Source organism: Micromonospora sp. NPDC048040, assembly GCF_055587185.1.
In genome coordinates this window covers 71,378-88,315 of sequence record NZ_JBVJGT010000017.1, presented here as the reverse complement: position 1 = coordinate 88,315, position 16,938 = coordinate 71,378, and the positions used below count along the sequence as shown (strand labels likewise).

Below are 16,938 nucleotides of genomic sequence, written 5' to 3'. Positions count from 1 at the left end.
TCGCCGCCGCCTGACCGGGCCCCCGGCCAGGCCGATCGCTCGCCGCCGACTGACCGGTCGCCCCGGTCTGCGCCGACCGGTCAGCGCGTGACAGCGACGGGCTCGCCGGCGCGGCCCCGCTCGGACGGGTCGGCGGTGCGATCGCCCCTGCGGTCCAGCAGTTGCATCACCGGGGTCGCCGCGACACCGTGCACCACCACCGACACGATCACCACGAGGCCGACGGTCGCCCAGATCAGGTCCGCCTGCGCGAAGTCGGTCTTCGCCGTCGCGTACGCGAGGTAGAACAACGAACCGACGCCGCGGATGCCGAACAGCGCGATCACCCAGTGCTCGGCGGGCCGGCCCGGCGCGCCGAGCAGGGACAGCCGGCCGACCAGGGGCCGGACCACGAAGACCAGCGCCAGCCCGACCGCGGCGGCCGGCCAGGTCAGCGGGGCCAGCAGCCCGCCCACCACCGCGCCGCCGAAGAGCAGCAGCAGCATGACGGTCAGCAGCCGCTCGATCTGCTCGGCGAAGGCGTGCAGCACCGAGTGGAACTCGTGGGTCCGTTCGGCGGCCCGGATCGCCCGGGCGGCCACGAAGACTGCCAGGAAGCCGTACCCGCCGACCACCTCCACCAGCCCGTACGCCAGGAAGGTCGCGGCGAGGGCGAGAAAGCCCTCGGCGTGACGGGCCAGCCGCAGCTCGCTCGGGGCCCGGAAGAAGAGCTTGCCGAGCAGCCAGCCGATCAGCCAGCCGCCCGCCACCCCGGCGACGATCTTCCAGAGCACGTCCACGGCGAGCCAGCGGCCCAGCCAGTCCGCCGGGGCGAGGCCGGCGGTGGCGATGGCGATGGCCGCGTACACGAAGGGGAAGGCCAACCCGTCGTTGAGCCCGGCCTCCGAGGTGAGGGCGAAGCGGACCTCGTCCTCGGAGTCCTCGACGTCGGTGGGCTCGCCGACCTGCACGTCGGCGGCGAGCACCGGGTCGGTGGGGGCGAGGGCTGCCCCCAGCAGCAGCGCGGCGGCCGGCACGAGCCCGGCCCACCACCAGCCGAGCAGCGCCACCGCGGCGATGCACACCGGCATGGCGATGGCCAGCAGCCGCCACGTCGACGACCAGCGGGCCCAGCTCAGCGGCCGGTCGATCTTGAGGCCGGCGCCCATCAGCGCGACGATCACGCCGATCTCGGTGAGGTGGGTGGCGATCTCCGGGTACGCGAGCGGATCGGGGTTCGGCAGCCCGGTGGGAAGGACGAAGGCCAGCATGCCGAGCCCGAGGAAGGCGATCGGCATCGACAGCGGTCGGCGTTCGAGCACCCGGGGCAGGACCCCCGCCAGCAGCGCGCCCAGACCGACCACCGCGAACGCCACGTCTACCGGCTCCACGACACCACCTCTCCGCGTCGCCCACGGCGTGCGGGCAGGCGGAGAGAGTCCTTGCCCCCGGAGGTCTTTTCGTATTCCTGTCCCGATCGACTTCGTGTCCCGGTCCGGTGCGGTGCGACCGTCACGCCGTGGCGATCGGCGAGTCCGGGAGGGCGGCGAGCAGGGCCGCGGGATCGTCGTAGACGGCCAGCGCCCCGGCCCCGGCCAGTTCGCCCCGGCTCGTCCCGCCGCAGGTCAGCCCGACGCACGGGATGTCCAGCTTGCCGGCGGCCGCGACGTCCCAGACCGAGTCGCCGACGAAGACCACCCGCTCGGCGGCCAGCCCGGACTGCTCCAGCGCGGCCACCAGGATGTCGGGTGCGGGCTTGCTCTCCTGCGCGTCCGCCGCGCAGGTCACGGTGTCGATCACGTCGTCGGCGGCCAGGGCCCGGCGCAGCGCGGCGACCTCGTGCTCGGCGGCGGAGGTGGCCAGCACCACCCGCAGCCCCCGCTCCGCGCAGGCCCGCAGCAGGTCGGCCGCGCGGGGCAGCGGGACCAGCCGCTCCCAGTACTCCGCGAAGAGCGCGTCGTGGGCGTCCCGCAGCTTCCCGTCCGCGCCGCGGTCCCGCTCCGGGCCGAGCAGGTGGTCGAGCAGTTTGTCCGAGCCCATCCCGATGGCGCGGTGGATCTCCGCCATCGGTACCTGCCGGTCGGTCTGGCGCAGCGCCTCCCACCAGCTCACGGTGTGCAGGTACGTGGTGTCGACCAGGGTGCCGTCCACGTCGAAGAGGACACCGGCGGGCTGTTCGGTGGGCATGGTGTTCCTCCTACCCCGTGCCGGGCCGGCTGACGCCACCGCTCAGCCGGACGGGATCAGCAGCTCGAACCAGACCGTCGAGCCGCGTACGGTCGGGTCCGTCCCCCACGCGTCGCTCAGCTCCTCGATCAGCCCGAGCCCCCGGCCCCGGCTGCTGAGCGTGTCGGTCTGCGCCCGGGTGACCGTGCCCCGGGTGCCCGAGTCGGCGACCGACACCAGCAGCCGCTCCGGGCTCAGGTCGATCTCCACGCGGGCGGCGGTGCCGGCGTGCAGCAGCGCGTTGGTGGTCAACTCGCTGGTGCAGAGCACCGCCGCGCCGATGATCGACTCCGGCACCTGCCACTCCGTGAGCTGCCCGGTCATCCAGTGCCGCACCCGGCTCGGCGCGGTCGGCTCGGCCGGCACCTCCATGCTCGTCGACCGGCTCGGCCGCAGCGCGTGCTCCACCGCCAGCACCGCGACGTCGTCCTCGGTGGCGCCGGGCACCGCCGCGGTCGCCACCGCGCACAGCGCGCGGGGGTCGCCGCTGCCCGCCCCGGCCACCGCCTCGGCCAGGGCGTCCAGGCCCGCCGTCAGCCCCTGCCAGCGCCGCTCCACCACGCCGTCGCTGAACAGCAGCAGCGTGTCGCCGGGGGCGAACCGGACCGTCGCGGTGGGCGGCCGGCAGCCCAGGCCCAGCGGGGCGCCGGCGGGCACGTCGACGTACTCGGCGACCGGCTCGCCGTCCGGGGCGCACCGACGGATCAGCGGGGCGGGGTGGCCGGCGCTGGCCAGGGTGAGCTGCTGCCGCTCGGCGTCGACCACCCCGAAGACCACGGTCACGAAGAGTTCGTGCGTGTCGCCCTCGGCGCCCAGGCTGGTGACCAGCCGGTCGAGCCCGGCCAGCACGGCGTCCGGGCGCGGATCGGTCAGCGCCAGCGCGCGCAGCGCGGCCCGGACCTGCCCCATCCGGGCCGCGGCCTGCACGTCGTGGCCGGCGACGTCGCCGAGCACGATGCCCAGGCCGCCCGTCGGCAGCAGGAACGCGTCGTAGAAGTCCCCGCCGGCGGCGTTGCCGTCGACGCCCGGGTCGTAGCGGGCGGCGATCCGCATCCGGGGCAGGTCCGGCAGGTGCTCGGGCAGCATGCTGCGCTGCAGGAGCTGGGCGGTGCCGTGCTGCGTCTCGAACCGGCGGGCCCGCTCGGCGGCCTGGCCGACCAGCTCGGCGGACGCGGCCAGCAGGGCCCGCCGGGCGGCCGACCAGACGCGCGGGGCCTGGTAGCCGACGGCCAGCCCGCCGCGGACCACCGACGCCCGCAGCGGCACCGCGGCCAGCGCCCGGATCTTCTGGTCGTGCCGGTCCACCGCGATCTCCCGCAGCGGGTGGCCGTCGTCGACGAAGAGCGGCACGCCGGTGCGGGCGGCCGACGCGACCGGGCCCTCCCAGTCCGGCGGGATGCGCCGCCACAGCGGGGGGAGCCGCTCGTCGGCCTCGTCCATCAGCTCGCCGCGTACGCGCCGGACCATCCGCCACCCGCCGCCGCCCTCGTCCACCGCGAACGAGACCCGGTCGGCGTCGAACGAGGTGATCGCGTAGCGCAGCGTCACCCGGGCCACGTCGTCCAGGGTGAGGGTGCCGGCGAGCGCGGCGGCGAAGTCGCTGAGGCTCTGCAACTGCTGGGTGACCTGGGCGGTCTCCGCGGCCACGGTCAGCACGCCGACGATCCGCCCGGCGCTGTCCCGCACCGGGGAGTGGCCCCGGGTGAAGACCCGCTGCTCGACCGGGCCGGTGCGCCGGTGCAGGGGAAGGGTGGACTCCTTCTCCAGGAACGGCTCGCCCGAGCGGTAGGCGCGCTCGACGGCGTCGCCGACCCCGGGCATCGGCCAGACCTCCGGGAACACCTCGCCGGCCGGCCGGCCCACCGCCCCCGGGTGCCGGTCGCCGATCAGCTCCGCGTACCCGTCGTTGTAGAGCAGCAGATGGTCGGCGCCCAGGGTGAGGGCCATCGGCACGGGCGAGGCGAGGACGACCTCGGTCGTCGCGCGGACCGCCGGGTCCCACGAGTGCCACGGGCCGAGCGGGGTGCCGGCCCAGTCGTGGCCGAGGACGGCGGCCGCCGCGCCCGAGGCGGAGGGCGCCCCCGACACCGGGGCTGGTGGGTTGGGGACCCGTCCGACCGTTCCTGGCATGAACGCAGCCTAACCGGACCACCCGGCACCCGTTCCCGATCATGTCCCGCGCGTCGTCCACGGCGAATGTTCGGCCACGTCGGGACGGTTCTGCGATGACATGTCGGGAAAAAGACGGGGACCGGCACGGCGTGCCGCGTCGGCGACCGGGTAAGCGCCCGACGCAGTCCATGCGACAGGAGGGACATCATGCCGGAAACCCTCGCGGTCAGGCAGGTCGACATCGGCGACGCCGTGGCCGACATGTGGAGGTCGGTGCTGCTGTTCATACCGCGGGCCGTCGCGTTCATCGCGATCCTCGTGGTCGGATGGCTCATCGCCAGAGCCGTGCTGAAAATCGTCGACGCGGCGCTGGAACGGGTGAACTTCGACAAAGCGGTCGAACGGGGCGGCATCAAGCGCGCGCTGGAACGCACGAAGTACGACGCCAGCGACATCCTGGCGAGACTCGCCTACTACGCCGTACTGCTGTTCACCCTGCAGTTCGCCTTCGGGGTCTGGGGACCCAACGCGATCAGTGACCTGATCCGCGGCGTGGTCGCCTGGCTGCCACGCGCCTTCGTGGCGATCATCATCGTCGTCGTGGCCGCCGCGATCGCCAACGCCGTCCGGGACCTGGTCACCGGGGCGCTGGGCGGGCTCGCGTACGGCAAGATCCTGGCCGACCTGACGGCGATCTTCATCCTCGCGCTGGGTGTGATCGCCGCGCTGAACCAGGTGGGCATCGCCACCACGGTGACGACACCGGTGCTGATCGCGGTGCTCGCCACGGTGGCCGGCATCCTGATCGTCGGCGTCGGCGGCGGTCTGGTGAAGCCGATGCAGAACCGCTGGGACGGCTGGCTGAACCGGATGGCCGAGGAGTCGCGGGCGATGCAGGAGCACCGCCGGGCCCGGGAGGCCGGCCAGACCGACGTCGGCCGGCAGATGGCCGACCGGGCGGCGGCCGAGCGCACCCAGGTCATGCCGCAGGAGTCGACGATGGCCGGCGGGCGCGGCACCTACCAGTCGGGGAACGTGGGCGAGGAGACCCAGCAGTTCCGCCGCTGACCGAGCCGGTGACGGCCAGTCGGGAGGGGCGTCCGCGAACGTGGCGGGCGCCCCTCCGGCGTGCCGGCGGACGCGGTCGGCCCGCTCAGACGCGGGGAAGCGGACCCGGCGCCGGGGTGCCCAGCGAGCGGGCCAGCGCGCAGACCGCCAGCAGCCGCGTGAGCAGCCAGTCCGGCTCGGACCAGTCCACCGGCGCCGCCGCCGGCTCCCAGCCGTGCTCCAGCGCGGCCGCGCGTACGCCCTCCGCGTAGCCCGCGAGCGCGGCGGCGCTCAGCGACCGCCGGTCGCCGTCCAGGCTCTCCCGCACCGCCGCGGCGTGCTGGTCGACCAGGGCGAGCAGTCCCGGCCGCGCCGCGGCGGCGGCCAGCCCCTCGACGCCGACCGAGGTGGACAGGAGGGCCAGGGTGGCTCGCGCCGAGCCGGCGGCGGAACGGGCCTCGACCCGGTTGAACGGCACACGCATGGGAAACGAGGCTATCCGGCCGATTCCCCGGTCGACCTCGGCCACTCGGCGGGTTTTTGGTCCTCCACCGATCGGTCAACCCGGCCCACCGGGATTGACCCGGCGCGGGCGGGGCAGGAGGAGAACCGCCCGGACGGGCGCAGCCGACACCGTGGAGGAACGGATGGGACAGCACGTGGACGGACCGGACGAAAGGCACCGCCGGCCGGCCGGGGTCAGCGACGAGACGGTGGCCGCGCTCGGCAAGCTCAGCGAGGCGCTGGAGTGCGTCGAGCGGGTCCGCGGCCACCTCTACTCGCTGCACCAGCTCGTCGGGCACGCCGACCTGATGCTCGACGACGCCGTGGAGATGTTCCGCGCCGCCGGGCACCCGCACATCGCCGAGCGCATCGACACCGAGCTGCTGGGCCGCAACGTGATCGCCGGCCGCTGGACGTTCCAGATCGTCGAGGACTTCGACGACGGGTACTACGCCCTCTTCCGCGACCTGGACCGGTCGGCCCGCGAGGAGCTGGTCGACGGTCGCCGGCACCTCTACGAGGCGGAGATGAAGGAGCGGCGGCGGAGCCGGGGCCGCCCCGGCCACGAGGCGCGCCCCGGCGGAGCGGGCTAGCGGCCTCTCCTCCGGTCACGAGGTGCGCCGGAAGCGGCCCCGCACAGGCGCCCAGGGGGCCGCGCCGGCCCCGAGGCGCGCTCCGCCGGTGCGGGGCTAGCGCGCCGCCACCGCGTGCTCCTCGGCCGCGATGCGCAGCGCCACGACCAGCCGGCGGTAGAGGTCGTCGCCGGCCAGCAGCTCGGAGTGGGTGCCCTGGGCCCGGATCCGGCCGTGCTCCATCACCACGATCCGGTCGGCGTCGAGCACGGTGGAGAGCCGGTGCGCGATGGTCACCACGGCCCCGGCCGCCGCGCGCTGCCGGACGCACTCCTGCAACGCCGCCTCGGTCAGCCCGTCGACCTGCGCGGTCGCCTCGTCGAGCAGCAGCACGTCGGGGGTGCGCAGCATGGCCCGCGCCAGGGCGATGCGCTGGCGCTGCCCGCCGGACACCTCCGTCGACGACAGCGACGTGTCCAGTCCGTCCGGCAGCGAATCGACCTTGTCGTCGAGCCGGACGGCGCGAAGAACCGTCCGGATTTCCTCGTCCGTGGCGTCCGGGTGGGTGAAGCGCAGGTTGTCACGGATGGTGCCGGGCACCGCGGGGGTCTCCTGCTCGACGTACGCGAGCCGGGCCCGCACCTCGTCGTGCCCGTGGGCCGCGTACGGGCGGCCGTCGAGGAGCAGTTGCCCCCGCTCGGGCTCCAGGAAGCGCAGGATCAGCGAGAACAGCGTGGTCTTGCCGGCCCCCGACGGCCCCACGATCGCGGTGTGCCCGCGCCGGGGAATGGCCAGGTCGATGTCGTGCACCGCAGCGGGCGCGTCCGGCCCGTACCGGGCGGTGACCCCACGGAACACCAGCACCGGCTGCTCCGCGTCGGGTGTGCCCGGGTGTTCCGTCGGGGCGGACACCGGGCCCACCGGCTCGGCCGGGATGGTCTCGACCTCGCGGATCCGTCCCGCCGCGGCGATCCCGGCCTGCAACGCCGTGGTGTTCTGGGTCAGCTCGGTGATCGGCCCCATGAGCTGGAACGTGTACAGCAGGAACGCGATCAGGCTGGAGATCTCCAGCAGATCACGCTGGGCCCGCCAGGCGCCGATGCCCAGGATCGCGATCACCGCGAGCTGGATCCCCGTCCAGGCGATGGTCCAGACCGACGCGGTCACCCGCGCCGCCCGTACGCTGTGCGCCGCCGCCTGCCGTGCGTCGGCGACGATCCGCTCGGTCAACCGGGCCTCGGCCCGGCTGGCCTTGACCGTCCGGATCGCGCGCAGCGCCCCCTCCAGCGTGCCGCCGAGCGTGCCCATCGACTCCTGCGCTGCGGCCTGCGCCGCCGCGATGCGGGGCATGAGCGCGCCCATGACCGCCGCGACGACCAGCACGGCCACGATGGTGCAGCCCAGCAGGAACAGGTCGAGCACGCCCATCAGCACCAGCGTGCCGACCAGGGCGATGCCGGCGTTGACCAGGCCGACGATGCTGCCGGACGCCTCGCGCAGCAGTTGCGTGTCGGAGGTGGCCCGGGTGACCAACTCGCCGGTGGGCCGGCGTTGCAGGTCGCCGACGCGGGCCCGGAGGTAGTGCCGGACGATCGCGGCCCGGGCGTCGAGCACGATGTGCTCGGCCAGCGTCCCGAGCAGCCGCCACTGCCACAGCGAGATGGCCGCGCCGACGACGACGAGCGCCAGCAGCAGGCAGATCGGGCGGGCCATCGACCCGCCGGCGCCCAGTGTGTCCAGGACCCACTTGGTGACCATCGGCGTCGCGAGCCCGGCCGCGTTCGCGGCGAGCCCCAACACGAGCCCGAGGGCCATCGTCCGCCTGTGCGGGGCGAGGAACGACGCGAGCGTACGCATCCGGGATGGCACCGGCACGGAGGAAGTCATGCCCTGAATGGAACAGCGATGTTCCAATTCAGTCAAGCGCTATACCGAAACGACGTATTGCTATCCTCGCCGCGTGACCGATACGCAGGTGTCCGGCAGCCGGGCCCGGACCCGCCAGGCCATCGTCGGCGCGGCGATCGAGGTGCTGGGGCGCAACCCCGCCGCCTCCCTCGGCGACATCGCCGCCGCCGCCGACGTGGGGCGTACGACGCTGCACCGCTACTTCGCCGAGCGCGCCGACCTGCTCGCCGCCGTCGGCACCGAGGCCGGGGCCCGGCTGTCCCGCGCGACCGCCCAGGCGCGGATGGCCGAGGGCAGCGGGGCGTCGGCCGTACGCCGGCTCTGCCAGGAGTACTTCGACCTCGGCAGCCTGCTCTCGCTGATCTTCACCGAGCCGGGCCTCGCCGCCGCCCCGACCACCGAGGGGCCGGCCGGCTGCGATCCGGAGTTCGCCGCGATGGTCGAGCGCGGCCACCGCGACGGGACCATCGACCCGGAGCTGCCGGCGGCCTGGGTGCAGAGCCTGGTCTGGTCCCAGCTGTACGCCGGCTGGGCCTACGTCGCCGAGACCGGCGCCTCCCGGCACGAGACGCTGCGCCTGATCCTGCGTACCGTCGACGGCGCGATCGCGGTCAAGCCGGGCTGATCCCGCGCGGCGAGGGCCGCGCTCTCCGCAGCGCTAGTCCGTCGAGCGCGCGTCGGCCGGGCGGCGGCGGGCCGCGTCGTCGGCGATGATCACGGTCGCCACCATCAGCGCCACGCAGAGGCTGAACAACCAGGAGTCGTCCGAGACCAGCTTGGCGGAGACGGGAGCCTGGAGCGCGGCGAGGAGAAAGCCGAGCCAAGCCAGGCGGCGCTGACGCGTGGAGAGGAAGCCGGAGCCCTGTTGCATCCCGAAAGTCTTGCGCGCGACCCAGGGGTTGCCGTCAGCCGAACGGCCGATTCTGGATGAGCTGTCCGTTTCTCCACCCGTCCGGACCGCACTTTTTGTCCCTGCGGGGGAGGCCCGGTCGCGGCGCCGGTGACACGAGGCAGGATGGTGGTTCGTGTCCACTGTCCCGCCCCGCGCCTCGCTGCTCCTGCTGGCCTACCTCGCCTTCGTCAGCCTCGGCCTGCCCGACGGGCTGATCGGGGTGGGCTGGCCCTCGATCCGGGCCGACTTCGGCGTGCCCACCGAGGCCGTCGGCCTGGTCCTCACCGCCGGGACCGCCGGCTACCTCACCTCCAGCGTGCTGGCGGGCTTCACGCTGGCCCGGCTCGGGGTCGGCTGGCTGCTCGCCGGCAGCACCCTGCTGGCCAGCCTCGCGCTCACCGGCTACGCGTTGACGCCCGGCCTCGCCCTGATGGTGGGCTGCGCCCTGGTGCTCGGTCTGGGCTCCGGCGCGATCGACTCCGGGCTCAACGCGTACGCCGCCGGCGCCTTCGGTGCGCGCCACATGAACTGGATGCACGCCTTCTTCGGCCTCGGAGTGGCGCTCGGGCCGCTGATCATGACCGGGGCGCTCAGCGCGGGGCTGGCCTGGCGCTGGGGGTACGGCCTCGTGGCGACGGCCCAGCTCGTCCTGGCCGCCGCGTTCGCGCTGACCGTCCGGGCCTGGCGGGACCGGGCCCCGGCCCGCGAGCCCGCCGGGCCCCCGGCCGGCGCGGCGCCCGTCGCCCCGCCGACCGTCACGCCGGTACGCGAGACGCTGCGGCTGCCGGCGGTCTGGACCGGCGCGCTGGCCTTCGCCGTCTACGTGGCGATCGAAGTGGCCGCGGGGCTCTGGGCGTTCCTGCTGCTCACCGAGGGCCGCGGCCTCGGCGCGGCGGTCGCCGGCATCTGCGTCTCGGGCTACTGGGGGTGCCTGTTCGTCGGGCGGGTGGTGCAGGGCGTGGTGGCCGAGCGGCTGGGCGCGGGGGTGGTGCTGCGGGGCAGCCTGGTCGGGATGGCCGTCGGCGCGGCCCTGATCGCGGCCCCGGCCCCGGCCTGGCTGGCCGTGTCCGGGCTGTTCGTCGTCGGGTTCGCCGCCGCCCCGGTCTTCCCGCTGCTCACCCTCACCACCGTCGACCGGGTGGGCGCCGCGCACGCGGACCGGACCATCGGGCTCCAGATCGGCGCCGCCGGGCTGGGCGGGGCGCTCGTCCCGGCGGGGATCGGCGTGCTGCTCGGCAACACCTCGGTCGAGCTGCTCGGGCCGGCGCTGGTCGTGCTCGCGCTGGCGCTGATCGCGCTGCACGCAGCGGGCACCCGCCGGCAGCACGACCGCCACCGGGCCGGAGGCGCCGGCCGGCCGGTGCCGGCGACCCGCTGAACGGGACCGGCGCCCGCCCAGGCCGGAGGTGCCGACCGGCCGGTGCCGGCGGCCCGCTGAGCGCGGCCGGCGCCGGCCAGGCGACGCCGAGGGAGACCGCCAAGGCGGCTCCGCACGATGATGGAGACACGATGAGCATGGCCCCGAGGACCGGCGGGGCGCTCGCCCGCGCCGGTCGCGGCTCACATCGTGTCGGGGCCGGTCCGTCCGGTCGTGGAGGGGCGGTAGGCGCGCTGCGGGTCGGTCGGCTCGCGGCCCGCCCCGGCGGCCTGCCCGCCGCGGTCCACCGCCTCCGGCCCGTGCCCGAACGCGGCCTCCTCGCCGGCGTCGTTGCCCGTCGCGTCGTCGGTCTGGCCGTCCAGGGTCGACCGCGCGACGGCCTTGTCCAGTTCCGGTAGGGGAATCCGTTCCTCGTCCCGCCACACCGTGTTCTCGTCCGTCATACCCATCGCGGTACCCGGGCCGACTCCCCGCAAACGGCGATGGCCGCCGGGGGAGCCGGCGGCCATCGGAGTTCGTTGCCCGGGGGCGGGGGATCAGGGCTGCGGCCGGTCGACCCTGCCGCGCCAGGCGCCGGTCTCCTGACCGCGCCGCTCGATGAACTGCTTGAACCGATCGAGGTCGCCCTTGGCGCGCCGGTCGACGATGCCCAGCTTGTCGCCGGCCTGCTCGACCACGCCGTGCGGCTCGAACTCGAGCTGCAGGGTGACCCGGGTGGTGTCCGGGTCCAGCCGGTGGAAGGTCACCACTCCGGCCTGCTTCGTGCCGCCGGTCGAGCGCCAGGCGACCCGTTCGTCCGGGAGCTGCTCGGTGATCTCGGCGTCGAACTCGCGCTTCACCCCGGCGATCTCGACGGTCCAGTGGGTCATCGTGTCCGACAGTTGCCGGACCTCCTGCACCCCCTCCATGAAGTGGGGGAACTCCTCGAACTGGGTCCACTGGTCGTACGCGGTGCGCACCGGGACGGAGACGTCCACGTGTTCGGTAACGCCACTCATCAGGCATCCTCCTTCGTCCGCCGGTGTCGGGCCGGATCGTGCGGGAATCCGGTCACCAGCGGGTCGTCTCGTTCTTGTGGCCGAGCGCCGCCCACACCTCGGAGACCGTCTGGTAACGGATGCCCTCGGGCAGCCGCTCCAGCTCCGCGAGGATGTCCGCCGGCGCGTCGTTGTCCCGCGCGTTGGCGATCAGCGCCTCCCGGTCGCCCGGCAGGGCGGCCATCGTGATGTACCGTCCGAGCCGGCTGCGCCGTTCGACGTCCTGGGAACTCATCCCCTTGGGCGCGCCCGTACGCAACTCGCCGGCCGGGGCCGTCGTCGGCTCCGGCTGGTCCTCACCGGCCGGCTCCGGCACACGGGACTCGTCGACCCGCGAGCCGCCGGTCCCCGGCCCCTGCACGAGGCCGCTGACCTCCCGGCTCATCTGCTCGTCGACCCTCGGTCCGTGCTTGCTGCTGCCACGTTCCATGCCTTCTGCGCTACCCGGTGGCACCGGCGGTAAACCGGCAGCGGTCACGCGTCGGCGGGCGTCTTCGGGGGCAGGACCGGCTCGTCCGGGTCCGGCTCGCCGGCCTGGAGCACGCGACCCCGCTGCAACTCGGCGTTGATCTGCACGCCGAGCATCAGCGCCGAGTTGGACAGGTAGAGCCAGACCAGGAACGCGATCACGGCGCCGAGGCTGCCGTAGGTGGCGTCGTACGAGCCGAAGTTGGCCACGTAGAGGCCGAAGCCGAAGGAGGCGACGACCCAGGACACCAGGGCGACCGCCCCGCCCGGGGTGAGCCAGCGGAACCGTGGCTGCCGGACGTTCGGCGCGATCCAGAACAGCAGGCTCAGCAGCACCATCATGACCATGGCCAGCACCGGCCACTTGGCGACGCTCCAGGCGATGCGGGCCAGCCCGCCGGCGTTCAGCAGGTCGCCCACGGCGTCGGTGACCGGGCCGCTGACGATCAGGCCGGTGGCGACGACGGCGAGCAGCACCAGCGAGACCGCCGCGAGCCCGATCTGCATGGGCCGCAGCTTCCAGACCGGCCGCCCCTCCACCACGCCGTAGACGGCGTTGGAGGCCCGGGTGAATGCCCCGATGAAGCCGGACGCCGACCAGAGCGCGCCGAGCAGACCGAAGCTCAGCAGCACGCTGGCCGAGTCGTTCTGGTCGACCACGCCCCGGACCACCGAGACGAAGCCCTCGTTGGCCACCACCGAGCCGGCGCCCATGTCCCGGGCCAGGTCGAGCACGGTGTCCACGGTCTGCTCGCCGTTGGACACCAGCCCGACCAGGGCGACCACCACGATGGCGGAGGGGAAGAGCGCGAGCACACCGTAGTAGGTCAGCGCGGCGGCCCAGTCCGCGCAGTTGTCCTTGACGAAGTTCCGCGCGCTGCGCACCAGCACCCCGCGCCAGGTCCGCCAGCTCAACTGCCGCACCCTGCGGGGGATCCGCAGCCGCTGCTCCCCGGTGCGCGCCGTGCCGGGCTCCGTCGTCGTCATGGCCCGCTCCCTGTGCCCCGGCCGCCGGACGCCCGGGCGCCTCCGGCTCAGCCTGGCCCCGCCGGTACCCCCGGCCGGAAAACGACAAACCCGGCCGCCCGGTTTGCCGACCGGCGGTGGGGGAACGGTCAAACCAGAACCCATCGACGCGGAGGAGGACGAGATGCCCGGGCGCGAGGTACTGCCCAGCACGCTGCGACGCTCCCCGGAGAAGGCGCAGCGCACCTGGGAGAAGACGCACGACTCGGCCGTGGAGACGTACGGCGAGGGGGAGCGGGCACACCGCACCGCGTTCGCCGCGGTGAAGCACCGGTACGAGAAGGTGGGCGACCACTGGGAGCCCAAGGGCCGCAAGGGCCCGAGCGACCGCCAGGCGGCCGGCGGCGGACCGGAGCGCCGGGCGCCCACCGCCGGCGGGGTGGACGCCAACGCCACCAAGGACCACCTGATGAAGGTGGCCCGCAAGCTGGACGTCCCCGGCCGGTCGAGCATGACCAAGCCCGAACTGGTCAAGGCCATCGAGAAGGCGAACAACCGGCAGACCGCGAAGGCCCGCGGCCGCTGAGGCCACCATCGCGTACGACGCAGGGGCTGCCCGACCGCGGGCAGCCCCTGCGTGCGCGTGCTCACCAGTGACCGCCGCCGGGCGCCTCGATGTGCACCGCCTTGGTGGCGGTGAACTCGTCCAGCAGTTCCGGGCCGTACCCGAAGCCGTGGCCGCTGCCCCGGCGCGGATGCGCGGCACCGCCCGGCGCCCCGCCGAACACCGCGTTGATCTTCACGGTGCCCACCGGCAACTCCCGCCAGGCGCGCTGGGCGTGACTCATCGACCCGGTCAGCACCGTCGCGGACAGCCCGTACGGGGAGTCGGCGGCGCACCGCAGCGCCTCGGAGAACGAGTCGACCACGACGATCGCGGCGACCGGCCCGAACGTCTCCTCGCGTACCAGCGTCATGTCGTGCCGGCAGTCGGTGACCACCGTCGCCGGGTAGAACGCCCCCGGGCCCTCGGGCAGCGTCCCGCCGGTGCGGATCCGGGCCCCCTCCGCCACCGCCGCGGTCACCTGCCCGTGCACGTGGTCGCGGTGCCGCCGGTCCACCAGCGGCCCCAGCTCGGTCGCCGGGTCCGCGCCCGGGCCGACCCGCAGCCGCTCCGCCCGCTCCACGAGGGACCCCGTGAGGTCCTCGGCGACGTCCCGGTGCGCGTAGATCCGTTCCACCGCCACGCAGATCTGCCCCGCGTTGGCGAACGCGCCCGTCGCCGCCTGCCCGGCCGCCCACACCGGGTCGACGTCGCCGTCGACGACCAGCGGGTCGCTGCCGCCGTTCTCCAACACCACCTTGGCGCCGGTCCGCGCCGCCGCCGCCGCGATGGCGCGCCCGGTGGCGGTGGAGCCGACGTGCGCGACCACGTCGACCTCCTGCGCGGCCAGCGCCGCCCCGACCTCCGGGCCGCCGGTCAGCAGCGACAGCACCCCCGGCGGCAGCGCGGAGTCCAGCGCCTTCGCCAGCAGCCAGCCGGTCGCCGGGGTGCGCTCGCTCGGCTTGTAGAGCACCACGTTGCCGGTGACCAGGGCGGCGCCGAGCAGCCCGCACGAGACCGCCACCGGGTCGTTCCACGGGGTGATCGCGGCGACCACCCCGCGCGGCTGCGGCACCATGAAGTCGAGGGCGTGCGTGCCGCCGTGCAGGGTCCGCCCGCCGCGCACCGGGGCGAGCTCCGCGTACTGTCGCAGCGTGCCGATGCCCGCCTCCACGCCGCCCCGCGCGTCCGCGAGGGGCTTGCCCATCTCGGCCGTCGTCGCGCGGGCCAGCTCGTCGGCGACCGCCGCCACCGCGTCCGCCGCCCGGTGCAGGGCCGCCACGCGCTCGGCGGGGGCGGTCCCCGCCCACTCCGCCGCGACGCCGCGCGCCGCCTCCACCGCCTTGCCGACCTCGTCCGCCGTCGCCACCGGCACGGAGCTGACCGGGGAGCCGTCGGCCGGATCGCGTACGACCAGCTCGCCCCCCTCGCCGCCCGCGCCCCACACTCCACCTATGAGCTGCGCAACCGTGTACATGCGGCGGTGGATCCCCGTGCCCCGACGAGGCAAACGCGTTTCGCCCGGTTGCCGGCAGGGTAGGCGGACCGGATGAGTTCGCCCGGCACGGAGAGCGCGGACGCCGTCGTCGTCGGAGCCGGTCACAACGGTCTGGTCGCCGCCAACCTGCTGGCGGACGCCGGCTGGGACGTCCTGGTGCTGGAGGCCACCGCCGCGCCCGGCGGGGCGGTGCGCTCCGCGGAGGTCACGGCCCCCGGCTACCTCAGCGACCTCTACAGCTCCTTCTACCCCCTCGGCTACGCCTCGCCGGTGCTGCGCGGGCTGGGGCTCGACCGGTACGGCCTGCGCTGGCGGCACTCGCCGGACGTGCTGGCGCACCTGCTGCCCGACGGTCGGGCGGCGGTGCTCAACCGCGACCCGGAGGCCACCGCGGCCTCGCTGGAGACGTTCGCGCCGGGCGACGGCAAGCGCTGGCTGCACGCGTACGACGACTGGCGGCAGGTCGCCGAGCCGATGCTGGACACCATCACCAGGCCGTTCCCGCCGGTGCGCGGCGGCCTGGCCCTGCTGCGCCGGCTGCGGGTCTCCGGCGCGCTGCGGCTGGCCCGGCGGCTGGTGGTGCCGGTCCGCAAGCTCAGTGAGGAGCTCTTCGACGGGGAGGGGGGTCCCGCGCTGCTGGCCGGTTGTGCCCTGCACACCGACCTGTCGCCGGAGGAGGCCGGCTCGGGCGTGTACGGCTGGCTGCTCGCCATGCTCGGCCAGCAGGTCGGCTGGCCGGTGCCCGAAGGCGGCGCGCAGAAGATCACCGATGCGCTGGTGGCCCGGCTGACCGAGCGCGGCGGCCGGATCCTCTACGGCGCCCGGGTCGACCGGGTGCTGACCGCCCGGGGCCGGGCGATGGGCGTGCGCACCGTCGGTGGTGCCCTGTGGCGGGCCCGCCGGGCCGTGCTGGCCGACGTCCCCGCCCCCGCGCTCTACCTGGACCTGGTCGGTGCGGCGGCGCTGCCGCCCCGGCTGGTGGAGGACCTGGCGCACTTCCGGTGGGACGGCTCGACGCTGAAGGTGGACTGGGCACTGTCCGCGCCCGTGCCGTGGACCAACCGCGCGGTGGCCACCGCCGGCACCGTGCACCTCGGGGCGGACCTGAACGGGCTGACCGGCTACGCGGCCACACTGGCCCGCTCGGAGGTCCCGCGCGACCCGTTTTTGCTGGTCGGGCAGATGTCGGTGGCCGACCCCAGCCACTCGCCGCCGGGCACCGAGTCGCTCTGGTCGTACACCCACCTGCCGTTCCGCCGGCACTGGCGGGCCGAGGAGATAACCGACCACGTCGACCGGATGGAGCGGGTGCTGGAGGAGGCCGCGCCCGGTTTCCGCAGCCTGATCGTGGGACGGCACGTGGCCGGGCCGGCCGACCTGGAGGCAGGCGACCCGAACCTGGTCGGCGGGGCGGTCGGCGGTGGCACCTCCGCCGCGTACCAGCAGCTCTTCCTGCGCCCGATCCCCGGCCTCGGCCGCGCGGACACCCCGGTGGACCGGTTGTTCCTGGCGAGTGCGTCGGCGCATCCGGGCGGCGGGGTGCACGGCGCCCCCGGCGCGAACGCCGCCCGCGCCGCCCTGGCCCGCGACCGCGCCCTCACCGGTCCGGTGTACGCCGCCACGATCGACGCGGCGCACCGCGCGATCTACCGCTGACCCGACCGCACCACCCACGCCCGCCCGGCGTCGCCGCCCGCACCCGGGCCGCACCGAAATCCCGGCTGTACCCGGGATTCCGGCTGTACCG

Annotated in this window: 17 protein-coding genes; 6 read left to right on the top strand and 11 right to left on the bottom strand. The window is 74.9% G+C overall.

Going from position 1 to position 16,938, the window contains the following annotated elements; translation table 11 throughout:
- Positions 1-80: 80 nt before the first annotated feature.
- The 3 genes from ACZ6O2_RS18585 to ACZ6O2_RS18575 all read right to left on the bottom strand — a co-directional run bounded on the left by ACZ6O2_RS18585 (position 81) and on the right by ACZ6O2_RS18575 (position 4,335).
- Entirely contained in the window at positions 81-1,370 is a 1,290-nt protein-coding gene (locus ACZ6O2_RS18585) for a cation:proton antiporter (protein ID WP_350706344.1), read from the bottom strand.
- A 121-nt stretch (positions 1,371-1,491) separates the two neighbouring features.
- Positions 1,492-2,166, bottom strand: coding sequence for an HAD family hydrolase (locus ACZ6O2_RS18580; RefSeq protein ID WP_350706342.1), 675 nt, complete (start codon positions 2,164-2,166; stop codon positions 1,492-1,494).
- A gap of 42 nt (positions 2,167-2,208) precedes the next feature.
- The gene (locus tag ACZ6O2_RS18575) at positions 2,209-4,335 is read right to left on the bottom strand and encodes an ATP-binding SpoIIE family protein phosphatase (protein WP_466023661.1); all 2,127 of its coding nucleotides are present in this window, start codon (positions 4,333-4,335) and stop codon (positions 2,209-2,211) included.
- A 189-nt stretch (positions 4,336-4,524) separates the two neighbouring features.
- Between ACZ6O2_RS18575 and ACZ6O2_RS18570 the strand changes: the two genes are divergently transcribed.
- Positions 4,525-5,385, top strand: coding sequence for a membrane protein (locus tag ACZ6O2_RS18570; RefSeq protein ID WP_466023660.1), 861 nt, complete (start codon positions 4,525-4,527; stop codon positions 5,383-5,385).
- A gap of 85 nt (positions 5,386-5,470) precedes the next feature.
- Here ACZ6O2_RS18570 and ACZ6O2_RS18565 read toward each other — a convergent pair whose 3' ends face one another.
- Entirely contained in the window at positions 5,471-5,848 is a 378-nt protein-coding gene (locus tag ACZ6O2_RS18565) for a DUF6401 family natural product biosynthesis protein (RefSeq protein WP_357697659.1), read from the bottom strand.
- A 163-nt stretch (positions 5,849-6,011) separates the two neighbouring features.
- Between ACZ6O2_RS18565 and ACZ6O2_RS18560 the strand changes: the two genes are divergently transcribed.
- Positions 6,012-6,461: a hypothetical protein gene (locus tag ACZ6O2_RS18560; protein ID WP_466023659.1), complete on the top strand. Its 450-nt coding sequence runs from the start codon at positions 6,012-6,014 to the stop codon at positions 6,459-6,461.
- Positions 6,462-6,557: 96 nt separating this feature from the next.
- On the opposite strand, the gene ACZ6O2_RS18555 is transcribed toward ACZ6O2_RS18560, so the two are convergent.
- A complete protein-coding gene (locus tag ACZ6O2_RS18555; RefSeq protein WP_466023658.1) occupies positions 6,558-8,327 on the bottom strand; it encodes an ABC transporter ATP-binding protein in 1,770 nt (589 codons plus the stop codon).
- Between the two features lie 73 nt (positions 8,328-8,400).
- On the opposite strand from ACZ6O2_RS18555, the gene ACZ6O2_RS18550 reads away from it, so the two are divergent.
- Positions 8,401-8,973, top strand: a complete 573-nt coding sequence (locus tag ACZ6O2_RS18550; protein ID WP_466023657.1) for a TetR/AcrR family transcriptional regulator — start codon at positions 8,401-8,403, stop codon at positions 8,971-8,973.
- A gap of 33 nt (positions 8,974-9,006) precedes the next feature.
- Here ACZ6O2_RS18550 and ACZ6O2_RS18545 read toward each other — a convergent pair whose 3' ends face one another.
- Positions 9,007-9,219 carry a hypothetical protein gene (locus tag ACZ6O2_RS18545; RefSeq protein WP_350682944.1) on the bottom strand — a complete coding sequence of 71 codons (213 nt, stop codon included), beginning with the start codon at positions 9,217-9,219 and terminating at the stop codon, positions 9,007-9,009.
- A gap of 154 nt (positions 9,220-9,373) precedes the next feature.
- On the opposite strand from ACZ6O2_RS18545, the gene ACZ6O2_RS18540 reads away from it, so the two are divergent.
- Positions 9,374-10,618 (top strand): MFS transporter, encoded by a 1,245-nt coding sequence (locus ACZ6O2_RS18540; RefSeq protein WP_466023656.1) that lies wholly within the window; start codon positions 9,374-9,376, stop codon positions 10,616-10,618.
- Between the two features lie 182 nt (positions 10,619-10,800).
- Here ACZ6O2_RS18540 and ACZ6O2_RS18535 read toward each other — a convergent pair whose 3' ends face one another.
- The 4 genes from ACZ6O2_RS18535 to ACZ6O2_RS18520 all read right to left on the bottom strand — a co-directional run bounded on the left by ACZ6O2_RS18535 (position 10,801) and on the right by ACZ6O2_RS18520 (position 13,110).
- Positions 10,801-11,061 carry a hypothetical protein gene (locus ACZ6O2_RS18535; RefSeq protein ID WP_393456261.1) on the bottom strand — a complete coding sequence of 87 codons (261 nt, stop codon included), beginning with the start codon at positions 11,059-11,061 and terminating at the stop codon, positions 10,801-10,803.
- Between the two features lie 93 nt (positions 11,062-11,154).
- Positions 11,155-11,616 (bottom strand): SRPBCC family protein, encoded by a 462-nt coding sequence (locus tag ACZ6O2_RS18530; protein WP_350706327.1) that lies wholly within the window; start codon positions 11,614-11,616, stop codon positions 11,155-11,157.
- 52 nt (positions 11,617-11,668) lie between these two features.
- Positions 11,669-12,085, bottom strand: coding sequence for a DUF2795 domain-containing protein (locus ACZ6O2_RS18525; protein ID WP_350706325.1), 417 nt, complete (start codon positions 12,083-12,085; stop codon positions 11,669-11,671).
- Positions 12,086-12,129: 44 nt separating this feature from the next.
- Positions 12,130-13,110 (bottom strand): YihY/virulence factor BrkB family protein, encoded by a 981-nt coding sequence (locus tag ACZ6O2_RS18520; protein ID WP_466023655.1) that lies wholly within the window; start codon positions 13,108-13,110, stop codon positions 12,130-12,132.
- A 163-nt stretch (positions 13,111-13,273) separates the two neighbouring features.
- Here ACZ6O2_RS18520 and ACZ6O2_RS18515 point away from each other — a divergent pair, with 163 nt between their 5' ends.
- On the top strand, positions 13,274-13,675 hold the full coding sequence (locus ACZ6O2_RS18515; protein WP_350706322.1) for a ChaB family protein: 402 nt from the start codon (positions 13,274-13,276) through the stop codon (positions 13,673-13,675).
- 61 nt (positions 13,676-13,736) lie between these two features.
- Here ACZ6O2_RS18515 and ACZ6O2_RS18510 read toward each other — a convergent pair whose 3' ends face one another.
- Positions 13,737-15,170, bottom strand: coding sequence for an aldehyde dehydrogenase family protein (locus ACZ6O2_RS18510; protein ID WP_350706320.1), 1,434 nt, complete (start codon positions 15,168-15,170; stop codon positions 13,737-13,739).
- A 72-nt stretch (positions 15,171-15,242) separates the two neighbouring features.
- On the opposite strand from ACZ6O2_RS18510, the gene ACZ6O2_RS18505 reads away from it, so the two are divergent.
- Positions 15,243-16,847 (top strand): phytoene desaturase family protein, encoded by a 1,605-nt coding sequence (locus ACZ6O2_RS18505; protein ID WP_466023654.1) that lies wholly within the window; start codon positions 15,243-15,245, stop codon positions 16,845-16,847.
- Positions 16,848-16,938 lie beyond the last annotated feature (91 nt).

Coding starts and splice junctions, on each gene's coding strand:
- ACZ6O2_RS18520 (WP_466023655.1), bottom strand. CDS start 13,110: ATGACGACGACGGAGCCCGGCACGGCGCGCACCGGGGAGCAGCGGCTG.
- ACZ6O2_RS18560 (WP_466023659.1), top strand. CDS start 6,012: ATGGGACAGCACGTGGACGGACCGGACGAAAGGCACCGCCGGCCGGCC.
- ACZ6O2_RS18580 (WP_350706342.1), bottom strand. CDS start 2,166: ATGCCCACCGAACAGCCCGCCGGTGTCCTCTTCGACGTGGACGGCACC.
- ACZ6O2_RS18575 (WP_466023661.1), bottom strand. CDS start 4,335: ATGCCAGGAACGGTCGGACGGGTCCCCAACCCACCAGCCCCGGTGTCG.
- ACZ6O2_RS18570 (WP_466023660.1), top strand. CDS start 4,525: ATGCCGGAAACCCTCGCGGTCAGGCAGGTCGACATCGGCGACGCCGTG.
- ACZ6O2_RS18530 (WP_350706327.1), bottom strand. CDS start 11,616: ATGAGTGGCGTTACCGAACACGTGGACGTCTCCGTCCCGGTGCGCACC.
- ACZ6O2_RS18565 (WP_357697659.1), bottom strand. CDS start 5,848: ATGCGTGTGCCGTTCAACCGGGTCGAGGCCCGTTCCGCCGCCGGCTCG.
- ACZ6O2_RS18505 (WP_466023654.1), top strand. CDS start 15,243: ATGAGTTCGCCCGGCACGGAGAGCGCGGACGCCGTCGTCGTCGGAGCC.
- ACZ6O2_RS18555 (WP_466023658.1), bottom strand. CDS start 8,327: ATGACTTCCTCCGTGCCGGTGCCATCCCGGATGCGTACGCTCGCGTCG.
- ACZ6O2_RS18535 (WP_393456261.1), bottom strand. CDS start 11,061: ATGACGGACGAGAACACGGTGTGGCGGGACGAGGAACGGATTCCCCTA.
- ACZ6O2_RS18545 (WP_350682944.1), bottom strand. CDS start 9,219: ATGCAACAGGGCTCCGGCTTCCTCTCCACGCGTCAGCGCCGCCTGGCT.
- ACZ6O2_RS18510 (WP_350706320.1), bottom strand. CDS start 15,170: ATGTACACGGTTGCGCAGCTCATAGGTGGAGTGTGGGGCGCGGGCGGC.
- ACZ6O2_RS18525 (WP_350706325.1), bottom strand. CDS start 12,085: ATGGAACGTGGCAGCAGCAAGCACGGACCGAGGGTCGACGAGCAGATG.
- ACZ6O2_RS18515 (WP_350706322.1), top strand. CDS start 13,274: ATGCCCGGGCGCGAGGTACTGCCCAGCACGCTGCGACGCTCCCCGGAG.